Annotated in this window: 10 protein-coding genes; 5 read left to right on the top strand and 5 right to left on the bottom strand. The window is 74.5% G+C overall.

The genetic code is table 11. The features are described from left to right. Positions 1-32 precede the first annotated feature (32 nt). From DMP17_RS30720 to DMP17_RS30710, 3 genes are read right to left on the bottom strand one after another with little or no spacing between them, the layout of a single operon-like run. Positions 33-1,604, bottom strand: a complete 1,572-nt coding sequence (locus tag DMP17_RS30720; RefSeq protein ID WP_337831357.1) for a GMC oxidoreductase — start codon at positions 1,602-1,604, stop codon at positions 33-35. Between the two features lie 26 nt (positions 1,605-1,630). After that, a complete protein-coding gene (locus DMP17_RS30715; protein WP_226356828.1) occupies positions 1,631-2,563 on the bottom strand; it encodes a sugar phosphate isomerase/epimerase family protein in 933 nt (310 codons plus the stop codon). Positions 2,564-2,616: 53 nt separating this feature from the next. Beyond that, positions 2,617-3,927: an MFS transporter gene (locus tag DMP17_RS30710; RefSeq protein ID WP_337831356.1), complete on the bottom strand. Its 1,311-nt coding sequence runs from the start codon at positions 3,925-3,927 to the stop codon at positions 2,617-2,619. Positions 3,928-4,039: 112 nt separating this feature from the next. On the opposite strand from DMP17_RS30710, the gene DMP17_RS30705 reads away from it, so the two are divergent. Further along, positions 4,040-4,702, top strand: coding sequence for a TetR/AcrR family transcriptional regulator (locus DMP17_RS30705; protein ID WP_337831355.1), 663 nt, complete (start codon positions 4,040-4,042; stop codon positions 4,700-4,702). Between the two features lie 117 nt (positions 4,703-4,819). On the opposite strand, the gene DMP17_RS30700 is transcribed toward DMP17_RS30705, so the two are convergent. Further along, on the bottom strand, positions 4,820-7,615 hold the full coding sequence (locus tag DMP17_RS30700) for a helix-turn-helix transcriptional regulator (protein ID WP_337831354.1): 2,796 nt from the start codon (positions 7,613-7,615) through the stop codon (positions 4,820-4,822). 81 nt (positions 7,616-7,696) lie between these two features. Between DMP17_RS30700 and DMP17_RS30695 the strand changes: the two genes are divergently transcribed. After that, on the top strand, positions 7,697-8,443 hold the full coding sequence (locus DMP17_RS30695) for a flavodoxin family protein (RefSeq protein WP_337831353.1): 747 nt from the start codon (positions 7,697-7,699) through the stop codon (positions 8,441-8,443). 32 nt (positions 8,444-8,475) lie between these two features. Continuing rightward, positions 8,476-9,399: a DUF5996 family protein gene (locus DMP17_RS30690; protein ID WP_337831352.1), complete on the top strand. Its 924-nt coding sequence runs from the start codon at positions 8,476-8,478 to the stop codon at positions 9,397-9,399. A gap of 78 nt (positions 9,400-9,477) precedes the next feature. Here DMP17_RS30690 and DMP17_RS30685 read toward each other — a convergent pair whose 3' ends face one another. Beyond that, positions 9,478-11,196 (bottom strand): AMP-binding protein, encoded by a 1,719-nt coding sequence (locus DMP17_RS30685; RefSeq protein WP_337831351.1) that lies wholly within the window; start codon positions 11,194-11,196, stop codon positions 9,478-9,480. A gap of 305 nt (positions 11,197-11,501) precedes the next feature. Between DMP17_RS30685 and DMP17_RS30680 the strand changes: the two genes are divergently transcribed. Both DMP17_RS30680 and DMP17_RS30675 read left to right on the top strand, forming a co-directional pair. Then, positions 11,502-13,103, top strand: a complete 1,602-nt coding sequence (locus tag DMP17_RS30680) for an acyl-CoA carboxylase subunit beta (protein WP_337831350.1) — start codon at positions 11,502-11,504, stop codon at positions 13,101-13,103. A gap of 9 nt (positions 13,104-13,112) precedes the next feature. Further along, positions 13,113-15,101, top strand: a complete 1,989-nt coding sequence (locus tag DMP17_RS30675) for an ATP-binding protein (protein ID WP_337831349.1) — start codon at positions 13,113-13,115, stop codon at positions 15,099-15,101.

Raw genomic sequence — 15,101 nt, 5'->3', positions numbered from 1 at the left:
CGTGCTCCTCGTTCGTGGTTCGCGGGCCCGGTCTACGCCGTGGCCGCGGAGGTGTCGATGCGGGCCGCGGTCAGGGTCTCCGCGATCGCGGTGGCGGCCCGCCACGCCAGCGCGACCGTCGTCAGGGTCGGGTTGGACGCGGTCGCGGTGGGGATGACACCGTTCCCGCCGACGTGGAGGTTGCCGACCCCCCAGACCCGCAGCCACGGGTCGCACACCGAGGTGCCGTCGTCGACCTCGCCCATCCGGACGGTGCCCTGGTAGTGCAGCGAGGACCCGCCCGCGGCCAGTGCCGGGGGCTCCACCAGCGTGCCCAGCCGGTTCGCGGCGCGGACCGAGTTGGTCGTCATCTCCTCGATCGTCGCCCGGTCCCGGGCGGTGTGGGAGTAGCGGATCCGCATCCGCGGCATGCCGTAGAAGTCGGTCTCGGTGTCGCTGAACTCGACGGCGTCGTCGGGGCGGATGTCCTTCGCCCCGTACCAGGCCAGTACCGCGAGCCGGTCCGACCCGGCACCGTCGAGCGGGTCTCCGTCGCCCAGGCTGATCCGGTACGCGGAGTTCGCGAGCAGCATCGCCCCGCCCTGCATCGGGCGGGCGTCGGAGAACGGGGTGAGCACCGAGCGGACGTTGCGCGGCTCGGGTGGGAACAGCGACGGGTCGAACCCGTCGTCCAGGACCACGAACGAGCTCACCTGGAAGTGCTCGTTGAGGTGGCGCCCGAGGGCCGCCGGACGGATACCGGAGGCGTGCAGGACCTGTGGCGTGCGCAGGCCGTCGGCGCACACGACGACGTGGCCGGCCCGGACCTCGTAGGTCCGCCCGGAACGCCGGTCCTCGAGCACCGCGCCGACGGCGGTGCCGTCCTCGACGATCACCCGGCGGGCGAGGGTCTCGGTCCGCAGCTCGAAGCCGGGCACCGTCGCCTCGAGGTCGCCCAGGATGCTCCCGGTCCCGGTGAACCGGAGCGTGTCGCCCTCCCAGTGGGTGGAGGTCGGCATGAACCCGGTCGGGGTGAGCCCCGGCCCGTCGAACTCGTCGGCCAGCACCGCCCGGACCGCCTCGGGCAGCCCGTGCCCGGGGATGGGCGGGGTCGTGGTGCCCAGGAGCTGCTCGGCGTGGTCGAGCGCGGCGTCCATCTCGGCCGCGGGGACGAACGGGATGCGCTCGGACTGCTGCGGACGGGGGCTCGAGGTGCCCCAGTGGATCCCCATCCCCCCGACGCCGCTGGCCATGCTGGCCGCGGGCAGCCCGACCTCCCCGGCGGCCGGTGCCGGCCGCGGGTCGGCGAAGAACAGGCCCGGCAGGATGGTGTGCCGGAACTCCAGGCTCGGGTCGATGCCGGCGGCGACGTCGGACAGCGCCGCCGCCCGCTCGACGCCGGCGTCCGGACCCTGGGTGAGCAGCTGGGCCGCGGCGCGGTCGGACTCCGACATGTTCTGGGTGTGGTCGCCGCGGGCACCGGGCACGGCCGGGCCGACCTCGACCATCAGGATCCGGGCGCTCGGGACGGCGTCCCCGATGGTCCGGGCGTAGGTGGAGCCTGCGGGGCCGCTCCCGATCACGAGCACGTCGACCCGGGAGCCGTCTGCGTCGATGGAGGTCATCTCGGTCCTTTCCGGAGTCGGTGGAGTCAGCTCGTGGTGGTGAACGCCGCGGCGGTCAGGTCGAGCACCCGCCGCGTCCGGGCCCACGGGTCGCCGCCGGTGCCCTCGTACTCGACCGTCAGCGGTCCCGCGTAGCCGTGCCGGGCGAGGATCCCGAACGCCCGCGGGAGGTCGACGAGCCCGACGGTCCCGTCGTCGTCGACGTCGTGCGCCTTGACGTGGACGAGCTCGGCGCGCCCGGCGAGCGCGTCGATCCCCCGGTAGACGGGCTCGAGCTCGGGGCTGCCGCGCAGCGGCACCGGCGGGCCGTCCGGATCTCCGGTGAGCGCGGCCATCATCGGCGCCATGATCACGTCGAAGTTCCCCAGGTCGAGCAGCAGGCCGAGGTTCTCCCGGCCGACGGCGTCGAGCAGGCGGTTCATCCACCCGGCGTCGCTGGAGGGCCCGCCGTGGTTCTCCACGAGCAGGCGCACGCCCCGGGCGCGGGCGTGGGCACCGAGGCCGGTCAGCGCCTCGATGAGGTGCTCCGGCGGTGTCGTCCCGTGGTGCGGGCTGAGCGGCGAGCCCGGGTTCACCCGGACGAAGGCCGACCCGAGCTCGGCGCACCGGTCGATCCAGGTCGTCAGGGCCGCGACGTCGGCGGCGCGCCGGACGGGGTCCTCGGTGAGCAGGTCGCCGACATCGACGGCCACGTTGAGCAGCCGTGCACCGGCGGCCGCCGACTCGGCGGCGAACCGGTCGAGCCGGGGGTCGTCCGGGCCGGTGAACTGGAACGCCACCGTCTCGACCCCCGCGACACCGAACCGGTCGGCCGCCAGCTGGGGGAACTCGGCGATGTCGACCAGCGCCGGGAAGTCGGTGGTGAACCGGATCTCGCGCCCGTCGGGGGCGACGACGGCGAGATCGGTCGGTCCGAGCTGCTCGCGCAGGCTGTAGGACGACACGGACAGGATGTTCATCGGTCTCCTCTCGTGGGGTGCCCCGCCGTGCGGGGCCTCGTGGCCGGCGGGCGTCATGCCGGCGCCCACTCGTCGCGGGTGATGGGGGCCCAGCGAGGATCGCCCTCCCGGCCGATCTCGGGGATCCGCAGCACGGCCACGCCGCCGAGCACCGCGACGACCGCCAGCACCAGGTAGACGGCGGTGAACCCGCCCAGCGCGAGCAGGGCCGGGGCGACGAACGGCACGATCGACTGCGGGAGCGTGTTCGCCATGTTGACCACGCCCAGGTCCTTCCCGGCGTTCTCCCGGCTCGGCAGGACCCGCACGCACATCGCCGTGTCCACGGAGACCATCAGGCCGGTCGCGATCCCGAGCAGGGTGACCGCGACGTAGACCACCCACAGGGTGGTGGCGAGGGCCATCAGGACCAGCGCCACGGCGGCCAGGACGCCCGCGGCGACGGCGAACGGCTTCTGCCGGCCGAGACGGTCCGACACCGGTCCGGCGACCGCGCTCGACACGGCCAGCATCGCGACGTTGATCACGGCCAGGACCAGCACCGGCCCCCCGACCTCGTCCGTGCCGAGGCCGAACCGGTCCATCAGGAAGAAGGCGTTGTAGGTCGCGCTCGCCACCCCGCAGGCGAGCAGGAACCGGACGAGCCACGCCCACCCGAACGCGGGGTGCCGACGCGGGTTCAGCCACAGCGAGGTCATCAGCTCGACCGCACCGAGTTGCGCGGCGCCGGTGCGCCCGGGCAGCGGCCGTTCCCGGATGAGCGCCAGCGCCAGCAGACCGAGCAGCACGACGGCGACGGCCGCGACGGCCCACTGCAGCAGCGGGTCCCGCACGGCGCTCACCGCGCCGATACCGGCGAGCGGACCCAGTGCCGCCGCGAGTCCGAGCATCCCCGAGGCCGTGCCCCGCCGGGCCTGCGGAACCTGGTCGGCCATCAGGGCGCTGGTCGCGGCGAGCTGGAAGTTGAACAGGGTCTGCGCGGCGCACCACAGCACCGCGACCTGCCACACCTCGGTGGTGAACCCGATGGCCCCGACGACGAGTGCACCGGCCAGCGAGCCGGTCAGGATCCAGGTGCGGCGCCGGCCGAACCGCGCCGCCGTCCGGTCGCTGATCCGCCCGCCGAGCGGGTTGGCGACCAGCGCGAACACCGCGCCGAAGCCGGTGACGACCCCGAACGCCGCCGCGGCGCCCGGGCCCTCGATGCGCGTCAGGTGCAGCGTCAGCAGTAGCTGCAGCGGGGTCAGCAGCCCGACGAAGGCACTCGCGTTCGAGAGGAACATCGCGGAGATGAGCCGGCCGGTGGGGGTCTCGGCCGCAGGAGGGCCGCTCACCACCGGGGCGCCGGGAACGGGAACCGACATCGACACTCCCTTGTGTGGTACCGACTCCTGATCGGTAGTGACTACCACATTGAAGTCACCCCCCAAACGTTGTCAAGCCCGCATGGGAGTCGGCGCCGGGTAGGGTCGCGCCATGGGCCTGCGGGAGATCAAGTCGGCACGTACACGGCAGCGGATGATCGACGTCGCCGTGGAGCTGTTCCTCGAGCAGGGCTACGACGACACGACGATGGAACAGATCGCCGAGCGGGCCGAGGTCGGCACGACGACGCTCTACCGGTACTTCCCGACCAAGGACCTCCTCCTGCTCGACCGGGTCGTGCGCGGCATGGACATCGGGGAGCGTCTGCGGGCCCGACCGGCCGACGAGCCGGTCGGCGAGGCGTTGACCGCGGTGCTGCGCGAGGCCGCGGCGGACTTCGACACCCCGGACCTGCGCATACCGGAGATCCGGCAACTGGTGGACGTCGCGCCGGTCCCCCGGGCGCGGCTCTGGGACTTCCACCTGAGCACGCGGACACAGCTGGAGGCCGCACTGGCGGAGCGGATGGGGCGGCCCGCGAGCGATCTCTCGGTGCGGCTCACGGCGTCGTTCGCCCTGGAGATCCTCGTCATCAGCGACGATCTGCGCCGGGCGCGGGACTACGCCCCGTCCGCCTCGGCCTCGCTCGAGGAGGTGCTCGCCGGGCTTCCCGGGTCCGAGATCATCCTCCCCGCGACCGGACGCGCGAACGCGGTGAGCACGTCCCCGGGCGCACCGGCGGTCCGGTCGACGTCCCGCTCGCCGGCGATCTGAGCCCTCCGGCGTCGCGTCTCAGCCGGCGACGAGCTCGAACTCCGCGAGCCGACCGGCGACGCCGTCGACCGGCAGGGCGGCCGCAGCGCGCAACCGGTCACCGGCCGGCGGGCCGCGTCACTCCCCGCGCCCGGGGGTGCGGAACCGCAGGTCGCCCGCCATGTCGATCCGCGCGAGCTCGGCACGGGAGGTGACGCCGAGCTTGGGGTAGACGCTGCCCAGGTGGTGCCCGACCGTGCGGTGGCTGATCAGCAGCCGGGCCGCGATCTCCCGGTTGGTGAGCCCCTCGGCGGCCAGCTGGGCGACCCGCAGCTCCTGGGCGGTGAGCCCGGCCCCGGCCGGCTCGTGCCGCGCCCCGGACTGCGCGGCCAGGCCCAGCTCCCGCACCGCCCGTGCCCGCAGCGGCGCCGCGCCGAGGCGGGCGAAGGTCTCGGCCGCCCCGGTGAGCTCGTGCCGGGCGTCGGCGCGCCGGCGGACCCGCCGCAGCCACTCGCCGTACAGCAGCCGGGTGCGGGCCTGCTCGAACGGGTCCGGGGCGGTGCCCGCGCCGTCGAGCGCGGCCCGGTACGCGGCCTCCGTGTCCGGCCCGCCGGCGGCGAGGGCGCGGAGACGGTGGGCGGCGGTACGGGCCCAGGGGGCGCCGGTCCGCCGGGCCCACGTCTCGACGGCCGCCAGCCGGGCCGCGGCCGTCTCCGTGCGGCCCTCCTGCGTCGCGGCCTCGGCGGTGTCCGGGGCGGCGAGCAGCGCGAACGTGGGGTGGGCGGCCTCGTGGCCGGGCTCGTCGAGCGGCATCAGGTGGTGCAGGGCCTCGCGGGGCCTGCCGTCGAACAGCGCCGCCCGGCCGCGCACCCAGTACGCCGACGCGGTGAGCGCGCGCACCTCCTGCCGGACCGAGACGGCCAGCGCCCGGGTGGTGTGCCCGTCCAGTCCGGGGGCGTCGCCGCGGGCCGCGGCCAGGTTGGCCAGACAGAGCCGGCACTGGCTCGCCACGTGGTCCGCTCCGACCTCCTCGGCCAGCCGCAGGCCCTCGGTGGCCCCGGCCTCGGCCGCCTCCCACCGGCCCGCCGCGGCGTCGAGGACCGCGCTCTGTGCGAGCACCATCGCGAGCGCGGCGAGCTCGTGCCGCCGCCGCAGCTGCGCGGCCTGCACCCGCAGCACGTCGTGCAGGGGCCCCTCGACCCCCCAGGCCTGGGCCAGCGGCACGGGCGGCAGCAGCTCCCACGGCACGGTCCCGAGCAGGCCGACGGCGGCGGCATCCGGGGCCGGGAGCGGCCCGGCCGCCCGGCCGGTCCCGTCGTAGCAGGCCCACCAGGCCCGCAGCGTCGGCATGACCGGTGCCAGCTCGCCGCCGGGGTCGAGGGCGAGCAGCCGCGCCAGCGCCGCCTGCTGCAGGTCCGGGCGGCCCGCCGACCACGCCGCGCGGGCCGCCACCGTGCCCAGCTCCATCGCCGTGCGCGTCCCGTCGACGACGGCCATGTCCCCCACCAGGTAGTGGTGGGCGCGCTCGGAGAGGCCGACGGTGAACTCGAGGATCCCGCGCAGCCCGCCGCTGCACCGCACGACGGGCTCCACCCCGCCCAGGCGCTCGGCGTCGTCGAGCAGCCGCCGGGCCCCCTCGGCGTCGCCGGCGTCCCAGGCGGCGCGGGCGGCGACCGCCAGCCGGCGCGCGGCGTCCGCGGGGTCCGGTGACAGGTCGGCGGCCCGCCGCAGCGTGCGTGCCGCCAGTGGGCCGGCGCTGCGCTCCAGGCACCGGGCGGCCGCCTGCTCCAGCAGCGCCGCGACGTCCTCGTCGGCGCCGTCCGCGGCGGCCGCCAGGTGCCAGGCGCGGTGCTCGGTGTCCTCGGCCGGCAGCGCCGCGGCCAGCGCGCGGTGCGCGGCCCGGCGGTCCGGGAAGGGGGCGCCGTCGTAGAGGGCGGCCGGGACCAGCGGGTGGCGGAACCGGAGGCGGGCGCCCGAGGCCTGCAGCAGGCCAGAGCGCAGCGCCTCGTCCCAGGTGGAGGCGTCGACACCCCACCCGGCACCGGCCCGGTCGAGGACGTGCCGGTCGCCCCGCCCCTCGGCGGCCGCCAGCAGCAGCAACGCCCGGGTGGCCGGTTTCAGCGCCTCGGCACGGGCGCAGAACGCCTGCCGCAACCGGGGCCCCACCGGCATCGGCTCCCCGGACGCCCCGTCGGCGGGGTCGCGCCCGACGGTGGGCAGCTCCTGCAGCGCGAGCGGGTTGCCCCCCGCCATCGCGACCGTGCCCTCGACGAGGGCCTCGTCGGCGTCGGGGACGGCGGCGGCGACCAGCCGGCGGGCGTCGTCGCCGGTGAGGCCCACGACCTCCAGCGCCGGCACCCCCTCCCAGGGGCCCGGGGACGGGTCCGCGTGGTCGGTCAGGATCACCACGACCGGCTCGGTCCGCACCCGGCGCGCGAGAAAACCCAGACAGTGCGCGGTCGCCTCGTCGACCCACTGCGCGTCGTCGACGACGACGAGCACCGGCCGCTCCCGGGCCAGGCCGGAGAGCAGCGACACCACGGCCGCGCCGATGAGGAAGCGGTTGGCCGGGTCCCGGCTGATCCCGAACGCGCCGCGCAGCGCGGCGGCCTGCGGGTCGGGGAGCTCGTCGAGCCGGTCCAGCACCGGCCACAGCAGCGCGTGCAGCGCGCCGAAGGCGAGTCCCGTCTCCATCCGGGTGCCCCGGGTCCGCAGCACGGTGACCCCGGACGCGGCGTCGACGACGTGGTCGACCAGTGCGGTCTTGCCGATCCCCGGCTCGCCCCACAGCACGAGCGCGGCACCCGCGCCGTCGGCCGCGCGTACCAGCAGCCGCTCCAGTGCCGCGGTCTCGGCACGCCGCCCGAACAGCTCCATGACCCCCCGCAGCCCCGTCCCGCCGGCCACCGTGGCACGGCCGATCCGTCGCACCACCGTAACCACGTCGTCCGGATCGTCCCGGCGACCGATCCGGTGACCGATCCGCCGGGACGGGCCGGGCCCGACACTCGCCGGGTGACCCGCCCCGCACCCACCGATGCGGCCGCGACGTCCGGGAGCCCCGACTTCACCGGGCTCCGCGCGACCTACGTCAACTGCACCCTCAACCGCTCCCCCGGCCGCAGCCACACCCAGGGCGTCATCGACCGCAGCATCGCGATCATGGAGGCGAACGGGGTCGACGTCGACCGGTTCCGCGCCGTCGACCACGACATCGCCACCGGCGTCCGCCCCGACATGACCGAGCACGGCTGGGACACCGACGCGTGGCCCGCACTGCTCGACCGCGTCCTCGCCGCCGACATCCTCGTCATCGGCGGGCCGATCTGGCTGGGCGACAACAGCTCCGTGACGAAGCGGGTGATCGAGCGCCTGTACGGCCACTCCGGCGTGCTGAACCCCAGCGGCCAGTACGCCTACTACGGCCGCGTCGCCGGGTGCCTGCTCACCGGCAACGAGGACGGCCTCAAGCACTGCGCGATGAACATCCTCTACAGCCTCCAGCACATCGGGTTCACCGTCCCGCCCCAGGCCGACGCCGGCTGGCTCGGCGAGGTCGGCCCCGGCCCGTCCTACCTGGACGAGGGTTCCGGCGGCCCGGAGAACGACTTCACCAACCGCAACATCGCGTTCATGACCTACAACCTGATGCACCTCGCCGCGATGATCCGCGGCGCGGGCGGGTTCCCGGCCCACGGCAACCAGCGCACGGCCTGGGACGCCGGCACCCACCCCGGAAACACCAACCCCGAGTACCGCTGACGCGGGCGACGGCCGACCCACGAGGAGACCCGATGAGCAGCACGACGACAAGCTGGCCGAGCCTGCGCGTGGCGGACTGGACCGCCACCCGCGAGACCCTGCACATGTGGACCCAGATCGTGGGCAAGATCCGCATGGCCCACGCCCCGCTGCTCAACCACTGGTGGCAGGTGACGCTGTACGTGGGCCCGCGCGGGCTGACGACGTCGGCGGTCCCGTACGGCGCCGGGGCCTTCGATATCGAGCTGGACCTGCTGGGCCACCGGCTCGAGGTCCGCAGCAGCGACGGCGGCGCGCTCGGCTTCGGGCTGGCGCCGATGCCGGTCGCCGAGTTCTACGGCAGGGTCCTGGACGTGCTCAGCAGGCTCGGCGTCGCCGCGCCGATCCGGCCGCACCCCAACGAGGTCGACCCGGCGATCCCGTTCGCCGAGGACCACACCCACGCCTCCTACGACGCCGAGGCGGCCACCCTGTTCTGGCGGCAGCTGCTGCAGGCGAACCGGGTGATCGGTGAGTTCCGGTCGCACTTCGTCGGCAAGGTCAGCCCGGTGCACTTCTTCTGGGGCGGCATGGACCTGGCCTGCACCCGTTTCTCCGGGCGGACGGCGCCGCCGCACCCGGGCGGGGTGCCCAACTGCGGCGACTGGGTCATGGTCGAGGGCTACTCGCGGGAGCTGTCCAGCTGCGGGTTCTGGCCCGGTGGGGGTGATGAGGGCGCCTTCTACTCCTACGCCTACCCCGCGCCCGACGGCTTCGCCGAGGCCCCGGTCGGCCCCGACGGTGCCTTCTACAGCGCGGACTTCCAGCAGTTCCTGCTGCCCTACGAGGTCGCCCGCGCCGCACCGGACCCGGACCGCGCGGTCGCCGAGTTCCTCCGCACGACCTACGAGGCCGCCGCGGACCTCGGGCGCTGGGACCGCTCCGCGCTGGAGGACGACCCGCTCCGCTGGGCGTGACCGGCGCGGTGCCGGCCGTCCCGCGGCCCGCCCGGCGCGGCCGCGGGTCGGCCGCGCCGGTGGGCGCCCCGCCCGCGCTCAGACCTGCTCGAACAGGGCTCCGTGCTGCGCGCGGAGCCGGTACTTCAGGACCTTCCCGCCCACGGTCTCGGGCAGGCCGTCCACGAACACGACCGCCTTCGGCGTCTCGTACCCGCCCAGCTTCGCCCGGCAGTGCGCGATGATCGACTCCGCGTCGGCCGCCGCGCCCTCCCGCAGCACGACGACCGCCGTGACGGCCTCGCCCCAGTGGGCGTGCGGGAGCCCGATCACCGCCGCCTTCTCCACGGCCGGGTGCCCGTGCAGGACCGACTCCACCCGCAGGCTGGAGACGTTCTCCCCGCCGGACTTCACGATGTCCTTGAAGCGGTCCACCATGATCCGCAGACCGTCCTCGTCGACGGATGCGCTGTCCCCGGAGTGGAACCAGCCGCCGCGGAACGCCTCCCGCGTGGCCTCCTCGTTCAGGTAGTAGCCCGCCGTGACGATGGGGCTGCGGTACACCGCCTCGCCCGGGACGTGCGGGGTGTCCCGGACCGACACCCCGGTCTCGTCGACGACGTCGGAGGCGAGGAGCGGGCTCGGGACGCCGACGTAGTTCACCGACGGAGCCGTCCGCGCGTAGACCTCGCTCCACGTGGCGGGCCAGAACCGGTGACAGGCGATCGCCTCGGTCTGCCCGAAGATGCCCAGCACCACCAGGCCGGGGGCCCGGTCCTGCAGCCGCGCGTACACGGCCGGTTCGAGGGCGCCCCAGCCGTACACCAGCACGGTCAGGCTGGACAGGTCCGCGCCGGTCCGCTCCGCCACGGCGTCGAGCGCGGCGACGAACTGCGGGGAGCCCGCCCACAGCGCGGTCGGCCGCTCCTCGGCGATCGTGGCCACGAGCTGGTCGGGCAGCGGGCGCCGGCTCAGCACCAGGGAGCCGCCGGCCAGGAACGCCGAGAAGGTGAAGATCTGGTCGCCGACGTGGTAGATCATCGGCAGCGCGGTGGCGACCCTGAGGTCGGTCTCCACCCGCAGGCCGCGGGTCAGCGAGACCGTGAAGTTCAGCGCGGCGAGGTGGGTCGACCCGTGCGAGATCATCACGCCCTTGGGCATCGCCGTGGTGCCCGAGGTGTAGAGGATCTCCCAGATGTCGTCGGAGTGGATCTCGACGTCGGGCTCGGTCGTCGGCAGACCGTCGAGGAGGTCCCCGAAGCTCGGGCTCCCCGCGACGGGCCCGCCGCCGATGGTGATCGTCGCGCCGACGCGCAGCCCGGTGGCGGTGAACGCCTGCTCGGCCCGCGGCCACAGCTCCGCGTCGACGATCGCCAGGCCCGGCTCGGCCTGGCCGATCAGGTGCTCGAGCACGTCCGGGGCGAGGGCCGGGTTCACCGGTACGGCCACCATGCCCGCCTTTGCGACACCGACCTTGGCCAGGTAGGCCTCGACGGAGTTCTCGCAGAACAGCAGCACCCGCGCGCCCGGCTCCAACCCCCGGGCCGCGAGGGCGTGGGCGACCTGGCTGGTGATCCCGTCGGCCTCGCGGTAGGTGACGGAGGCGAACCGCTCCTCACCGTAGGCACCGGGCCGGCCGGTGATCGCGGTCTTGTCGGGGTAGCTCCAGGTCAGACGCTCGAACACGTCCCCGACCGAGGTCCGCTCCCACCGGTTCACCGCACGTCGTCCGCGCAGGCGCGTGACATCGATCTTCCCGAGCTGTCCCTGCAGGTCCACACCAGCCTCCTTGCCGAGCTCACCTGAGGCGGACAGCATCGCGGCATCACCTGCCGACCACAAGCCCTTAGTCACTCGTCGTTCACAACTTGGAGGGCGCCGGCGCGACGCCGCGACCGGGCCGCCCACGCGGGTCCGGACGCGTACGCGCCGAGCCCGGCCGGTGGCGGCGACAGGACTTGCCACGGGCATGGTTAGTGAACGACGATGCACTCGTGCGGGCGACGACGCCCGGCCGGCCGGATGCGCAGAGGAGTCGATGTGGACGTTCGGGAGAGCTCCGGGCACAGGGACCTCCGGGAACACGGCCCGGGCCCGGCCCGCTCGGACCAGGGGGGACACCCGTGACGACCGTCCTGCGCTCCGCGCTCAACACCTCCGACGAGGTCTACCTCGCCAACCGCGCGCACGCGGAGCAGGTCCTGGCCGAGCTCGACGAGCAGGTCCGGACCGCCATCGCCGGGGGCGGCGAGCGCTACCAGCAGCGCCACCGCGACCGCGGGCGGCTGCTCGTGCGGGAGCGCATCGAGCTGCTCCTCGACCGCGACGCCGCGTTCCTCGAGCTGTCCTCGCTCGCGGCCTGGGGCACCCAGTTCACCGTGGGCGCCTCCATCGTGACCGGGATCGGCGTCGTCTCCGGCGTCGAGTGCATGATCATCGCCCACGACCCCACCGTCCGCGGTGGCGCGATGAACCCGTACTCGCTGCGGAAGACGCTGCGCGCCCTGGAGATCGCGCGCATCAACCGGCTCCCCACGATCAACCTCGTCGAGTCCGGCGGGGCGGACCTGCCCACCCAGTCCGAGCTGTTCGTGCACGCGGGCAAGATCTTCCACGACCTGACCGAGCTGTCGTCGATGGCGATCCCGACGATCGCGCTCGTGTTCGGCAACTCCACTGCGGGCGGCGCCTACGTGCCCGGCATGTGCGACCACGCCGTGATGGTCGACCAGCAGGCCAAGGTGTTCCTCGGCGGACCGCCGCTGGTGAAGATGGCCACCGGCGAGGAGTCCGACGACGAGGAGCTCGGCGGCGCGGCGATGCACGCCAAGGTCTCCGGTCTCTGCGACCACTTCGCCGTCGACGAGCGCGACGCCATCCGGATCGGGCGCCGGATCGTCTCCGAGCTCAACTGGCACAAGCTCGGCCCCGGCCCCACGCTGCCCGCCGACGAGCCGGTCCACGACCCCGACGAGCTGCTGGGCATCGCGCCGTCGGACATCAAGGTGCCCTTCGACCCGCGCGAGGTCATCGCCCGCGTCGTCGACGGCTCCCGGTTCGGCGAGTACAAGCCGCTGTGGGGTACCAGCCTCGTCACCGGCTGGGCGTCGATCCACGGCTACCCCGTGGGCATCCTCGCCAACGCCCGTGGCGTGCTGTTCAGCGAGGAGGCCAAGAAGGCCTCGGAGTTCATCCAGCTGGCCAACCAGACGGACACTCCGCTGATCTTCCTGCAGAACACCACCGGCTACATGGTGGGGAAGAGCTACGAGCAGGGCGGGATCATCAAGGACGGCTCCAAGATGATCAACTCGGTGGCGAACAGCAAGGTCCCGCACATCACGCTGAACCTGGCCGCCTCCTTCGGCGCCGGGAACTACGGCATGTCCGGACGCGCCTACGACCCGCGGCTGATGTTCGCCTGGCCGGGCTCCCGGCTCGCCGTCATGGGCGCCGCCCAGCTCGCCGGCGTGATGTCGATCGTCGCCAGGCAGTCCGCCGCGTCGTCGGGCCGGGAGTTCGACGCCGAGGCCGACGAGCGCAACCGCGCCGCCATCGAGGCCCAGATCGAGCAGGAGTCGCACGCCTTCTTCGTCACGGCCCGGCTCTACGACGACGGCCTGATCGACCCCCGTGACACCCGCACCGTGCTCGGCATCGCCCTGTCGACCGCGCACTCGAACATCGTCGCCGGCCAGCGTGGCTACGGCGTCTTCCGGATGTGAGGTGAGGAGATGACCGTCCACAAGCTGCTCGTGGCCAACCGCGGGGAGATCGCCGAGCGGGTCGTCCGCTCGGCCCGCGCGCTGGACATCGCCACCGTCGCCGTCCACTCCGACCCGGACGCCGACGCCCTGTTCGTCGAGGCCGCCGACGAGGCGGTGCGGCTCCCCGGCGCCGCCCCGTCGGAGACCTACCTGCGCGCCGACCTGATCATCGAGGCCGCGCTGCTCACCGGCGCCGACGCGATCCACCCCGGCTACGGCTTCCTGTCCGAGAACGCGGACTTCGCCCGCGCCTGCGCGGCCGCCGGGATCACCTTCGTGGGCCCGCCGGTCGAGGCCATCGAGGCGATGGGCTCGAAGATCGCGGCGAAGGAGCTGATGGAGAAGGCGGGCGTGCCCGTCCTGCCCGGCGCCACGATCGACGACGCCGAACAGGTCGACGCCGCCGCCGTCTCCGCCCTCGCCGACGGCATCGGCTACCCGCTGCTGGTGAAGGCCGCCTTCGGCGGTGGCGGGCGCGGCATGCGCATCGTCCGCTCCGCGTCCGAGGTGGTCGACGCCGTGACCGGGGCCCGGCGCGAGGCCGCGTCGGCCTTCGGCAACGGCACCGTGTTCCTCGAACGGTTCGTCGAGGACCCGCGCCACGTCGAGGTGCAGATCTTCGGCGACACCCACGGCACCGTGGTGCACCTGTTCGAGCGGGAGTGCTCGATCCAGCGCCGCTACCAGAAGATCGTGGAGGAGGCGCCCTCCCCCGCCGTCGACGACGCGCTGCGCACCCGTCTCGGCGACGCGGCCGTCGCCGCGGGTGCGGCGATCGGCTACTCCGGCGCCGGGACCGTCGAGTTCGTCATGGCGCAGGACGGCGAGTTCTTCTTCCTCGAGGTCAACACCCGTCTGCAGGTCGAGCACCCGGTCACCGAGGAGATCACCGGCCTCGACCTGGTGGCGCTGCAGATCGCGGTCGCCGAGGGCGAGCCGCTGCCCGCGGAGGTCACCGGGGCCACGATCACCGGCCACGCGATCGAGGCCCGGCTCTACGCCGAGGACCCGAGCCGGGACTACCTGCCCGGCTCGGGGACCCTCCACCGGTTCTCCGTGCCCGCCCTGCCCGGCGTGCGCGTCGACACCGGTGTGCGGGACGGCTCGGTGGTCGGGACGCACTACGACCCGATGCTGGCGAAGGTGATCGCCCACGGCCGCACCCGCACCGAGGCCGCCCGGAAGCTCGCGCGGGCCCTCGCCGAGGCCGAGATCCACGGCCCGGTCACCAACCGGGACCTGCTCGTCGCCGTCCTGCGCGAGCCGGAGTTCCTGGCCGGGCGGACCGACACCGGCTACCTCACCCGCCACGAGCCCACCGCACTCGTCGGCACCCCGGCGGAGTCCACCCTCGCCGTGCACGCCCTCGCCGCCGCCCTGGCCGACCAGGCCGGCCGCCGGGCGGGCGCCGCGGTCCAGCAGCCGGTGCCGTCGGGCTGGCGGAACGTCCGCAGCGCCGCCCAGCACGCGGAGTACCGGGCCGGCGACATCGACCTCGACGTGACCTACCGGCTCGGCCGCGGCACGCTCGAGGCCGGCGTGAACGGGACCGCGCTCCCGGGCGCGGCCGTGCTCGCCGCCACCGCGGACCGGGTCGACCTGCGGGTCGGCGGTGTGCGGCGTGCCGTGCGTGTGCACCGCGTCGGCGACACCGTCCACGTCGACAGCGCGCTCGGCGCCACCACGCTGACCGAGCGCGCCCGGCTGCCCGAGCCCGGCACCGACGCCGCCCCCGGCTCGCTGCTCGCCCCCATGCCCGGCACCGTCGTCCGGGTCGCGGCCGGGGTCGGGCAGCAGGTCGAGCAGGGTGCGGTCGTCGTGGTGTTCGAGGCCATGAAGATGGAGCACCTCGTGCGCGCCCCCGTCGCCGGCACCGTCGCCGAGCTGGGCGTGCAGGTCGGCGACACCGTGGAGTCCGGCGAGGTCCTCGCCGTCATCGAGGAGGCGCAGGCCTGA

The sequence above is a fragment of the Pseudonocardia sp. TMWB2A genome (assembly GCF_017312135.1).
Note: the sequence above shows the minus strand (reverse complement) of the source record. Positions and strands in the feature narration are given on the sequence as shown.

Coding starts and splice junctions, on each gene's coding strand:
- DMP17_RS30720 (WP_337831357.1), bottom strand. CDS start 1,604: ATGACCTCCATCGACGCAGACGGCTCCCGGGTCGACGTGCTCGTGATC.
- DMP17_RS30715 (WP_226356828.1), bottom strand. CDS start 2,563: ATGAACATCCTGTCCGTGTCGTCCTACAGCCTGCGCGAGCAGCTCGGA.
- DMP17_RS30710 (WP_337831356.1), bottom strand. CDS start 3,927: ATGTCGGTTCCCGTTCCCGGCGCCCCGGTGGTGAGCGGCCCTCCTGCG.
- DMP17_RS30705 (WP_337831355.1), top strand. CDS start 4,040: ATGGGCCTGCGGGAGATCAAGTCGGCACGTACACGGCAGCGGATGATC.
- DMP17_RS30690 (WP_337831352.1), top strand. CDS start 8,476: ATGAGCAGCACGACGACAAGCTGGCCGAGCCTGCGCGTGGCGGACTGG.
- DMP17_RS30685 (WP_337831351.1), bottom strand. CDS start 11,196: ATGCTGTCCGCCTCAGGTGAGCTCGGCAAGGAGGCTGGTGTGGACCTG.
- DMP17_RS30675 (WP_337831349.1), top strand. CDS start 13,113: ATGACCGTCCACAAGCTGCTCGTGGCCAACCGCGGGGAGATCGCCGAG.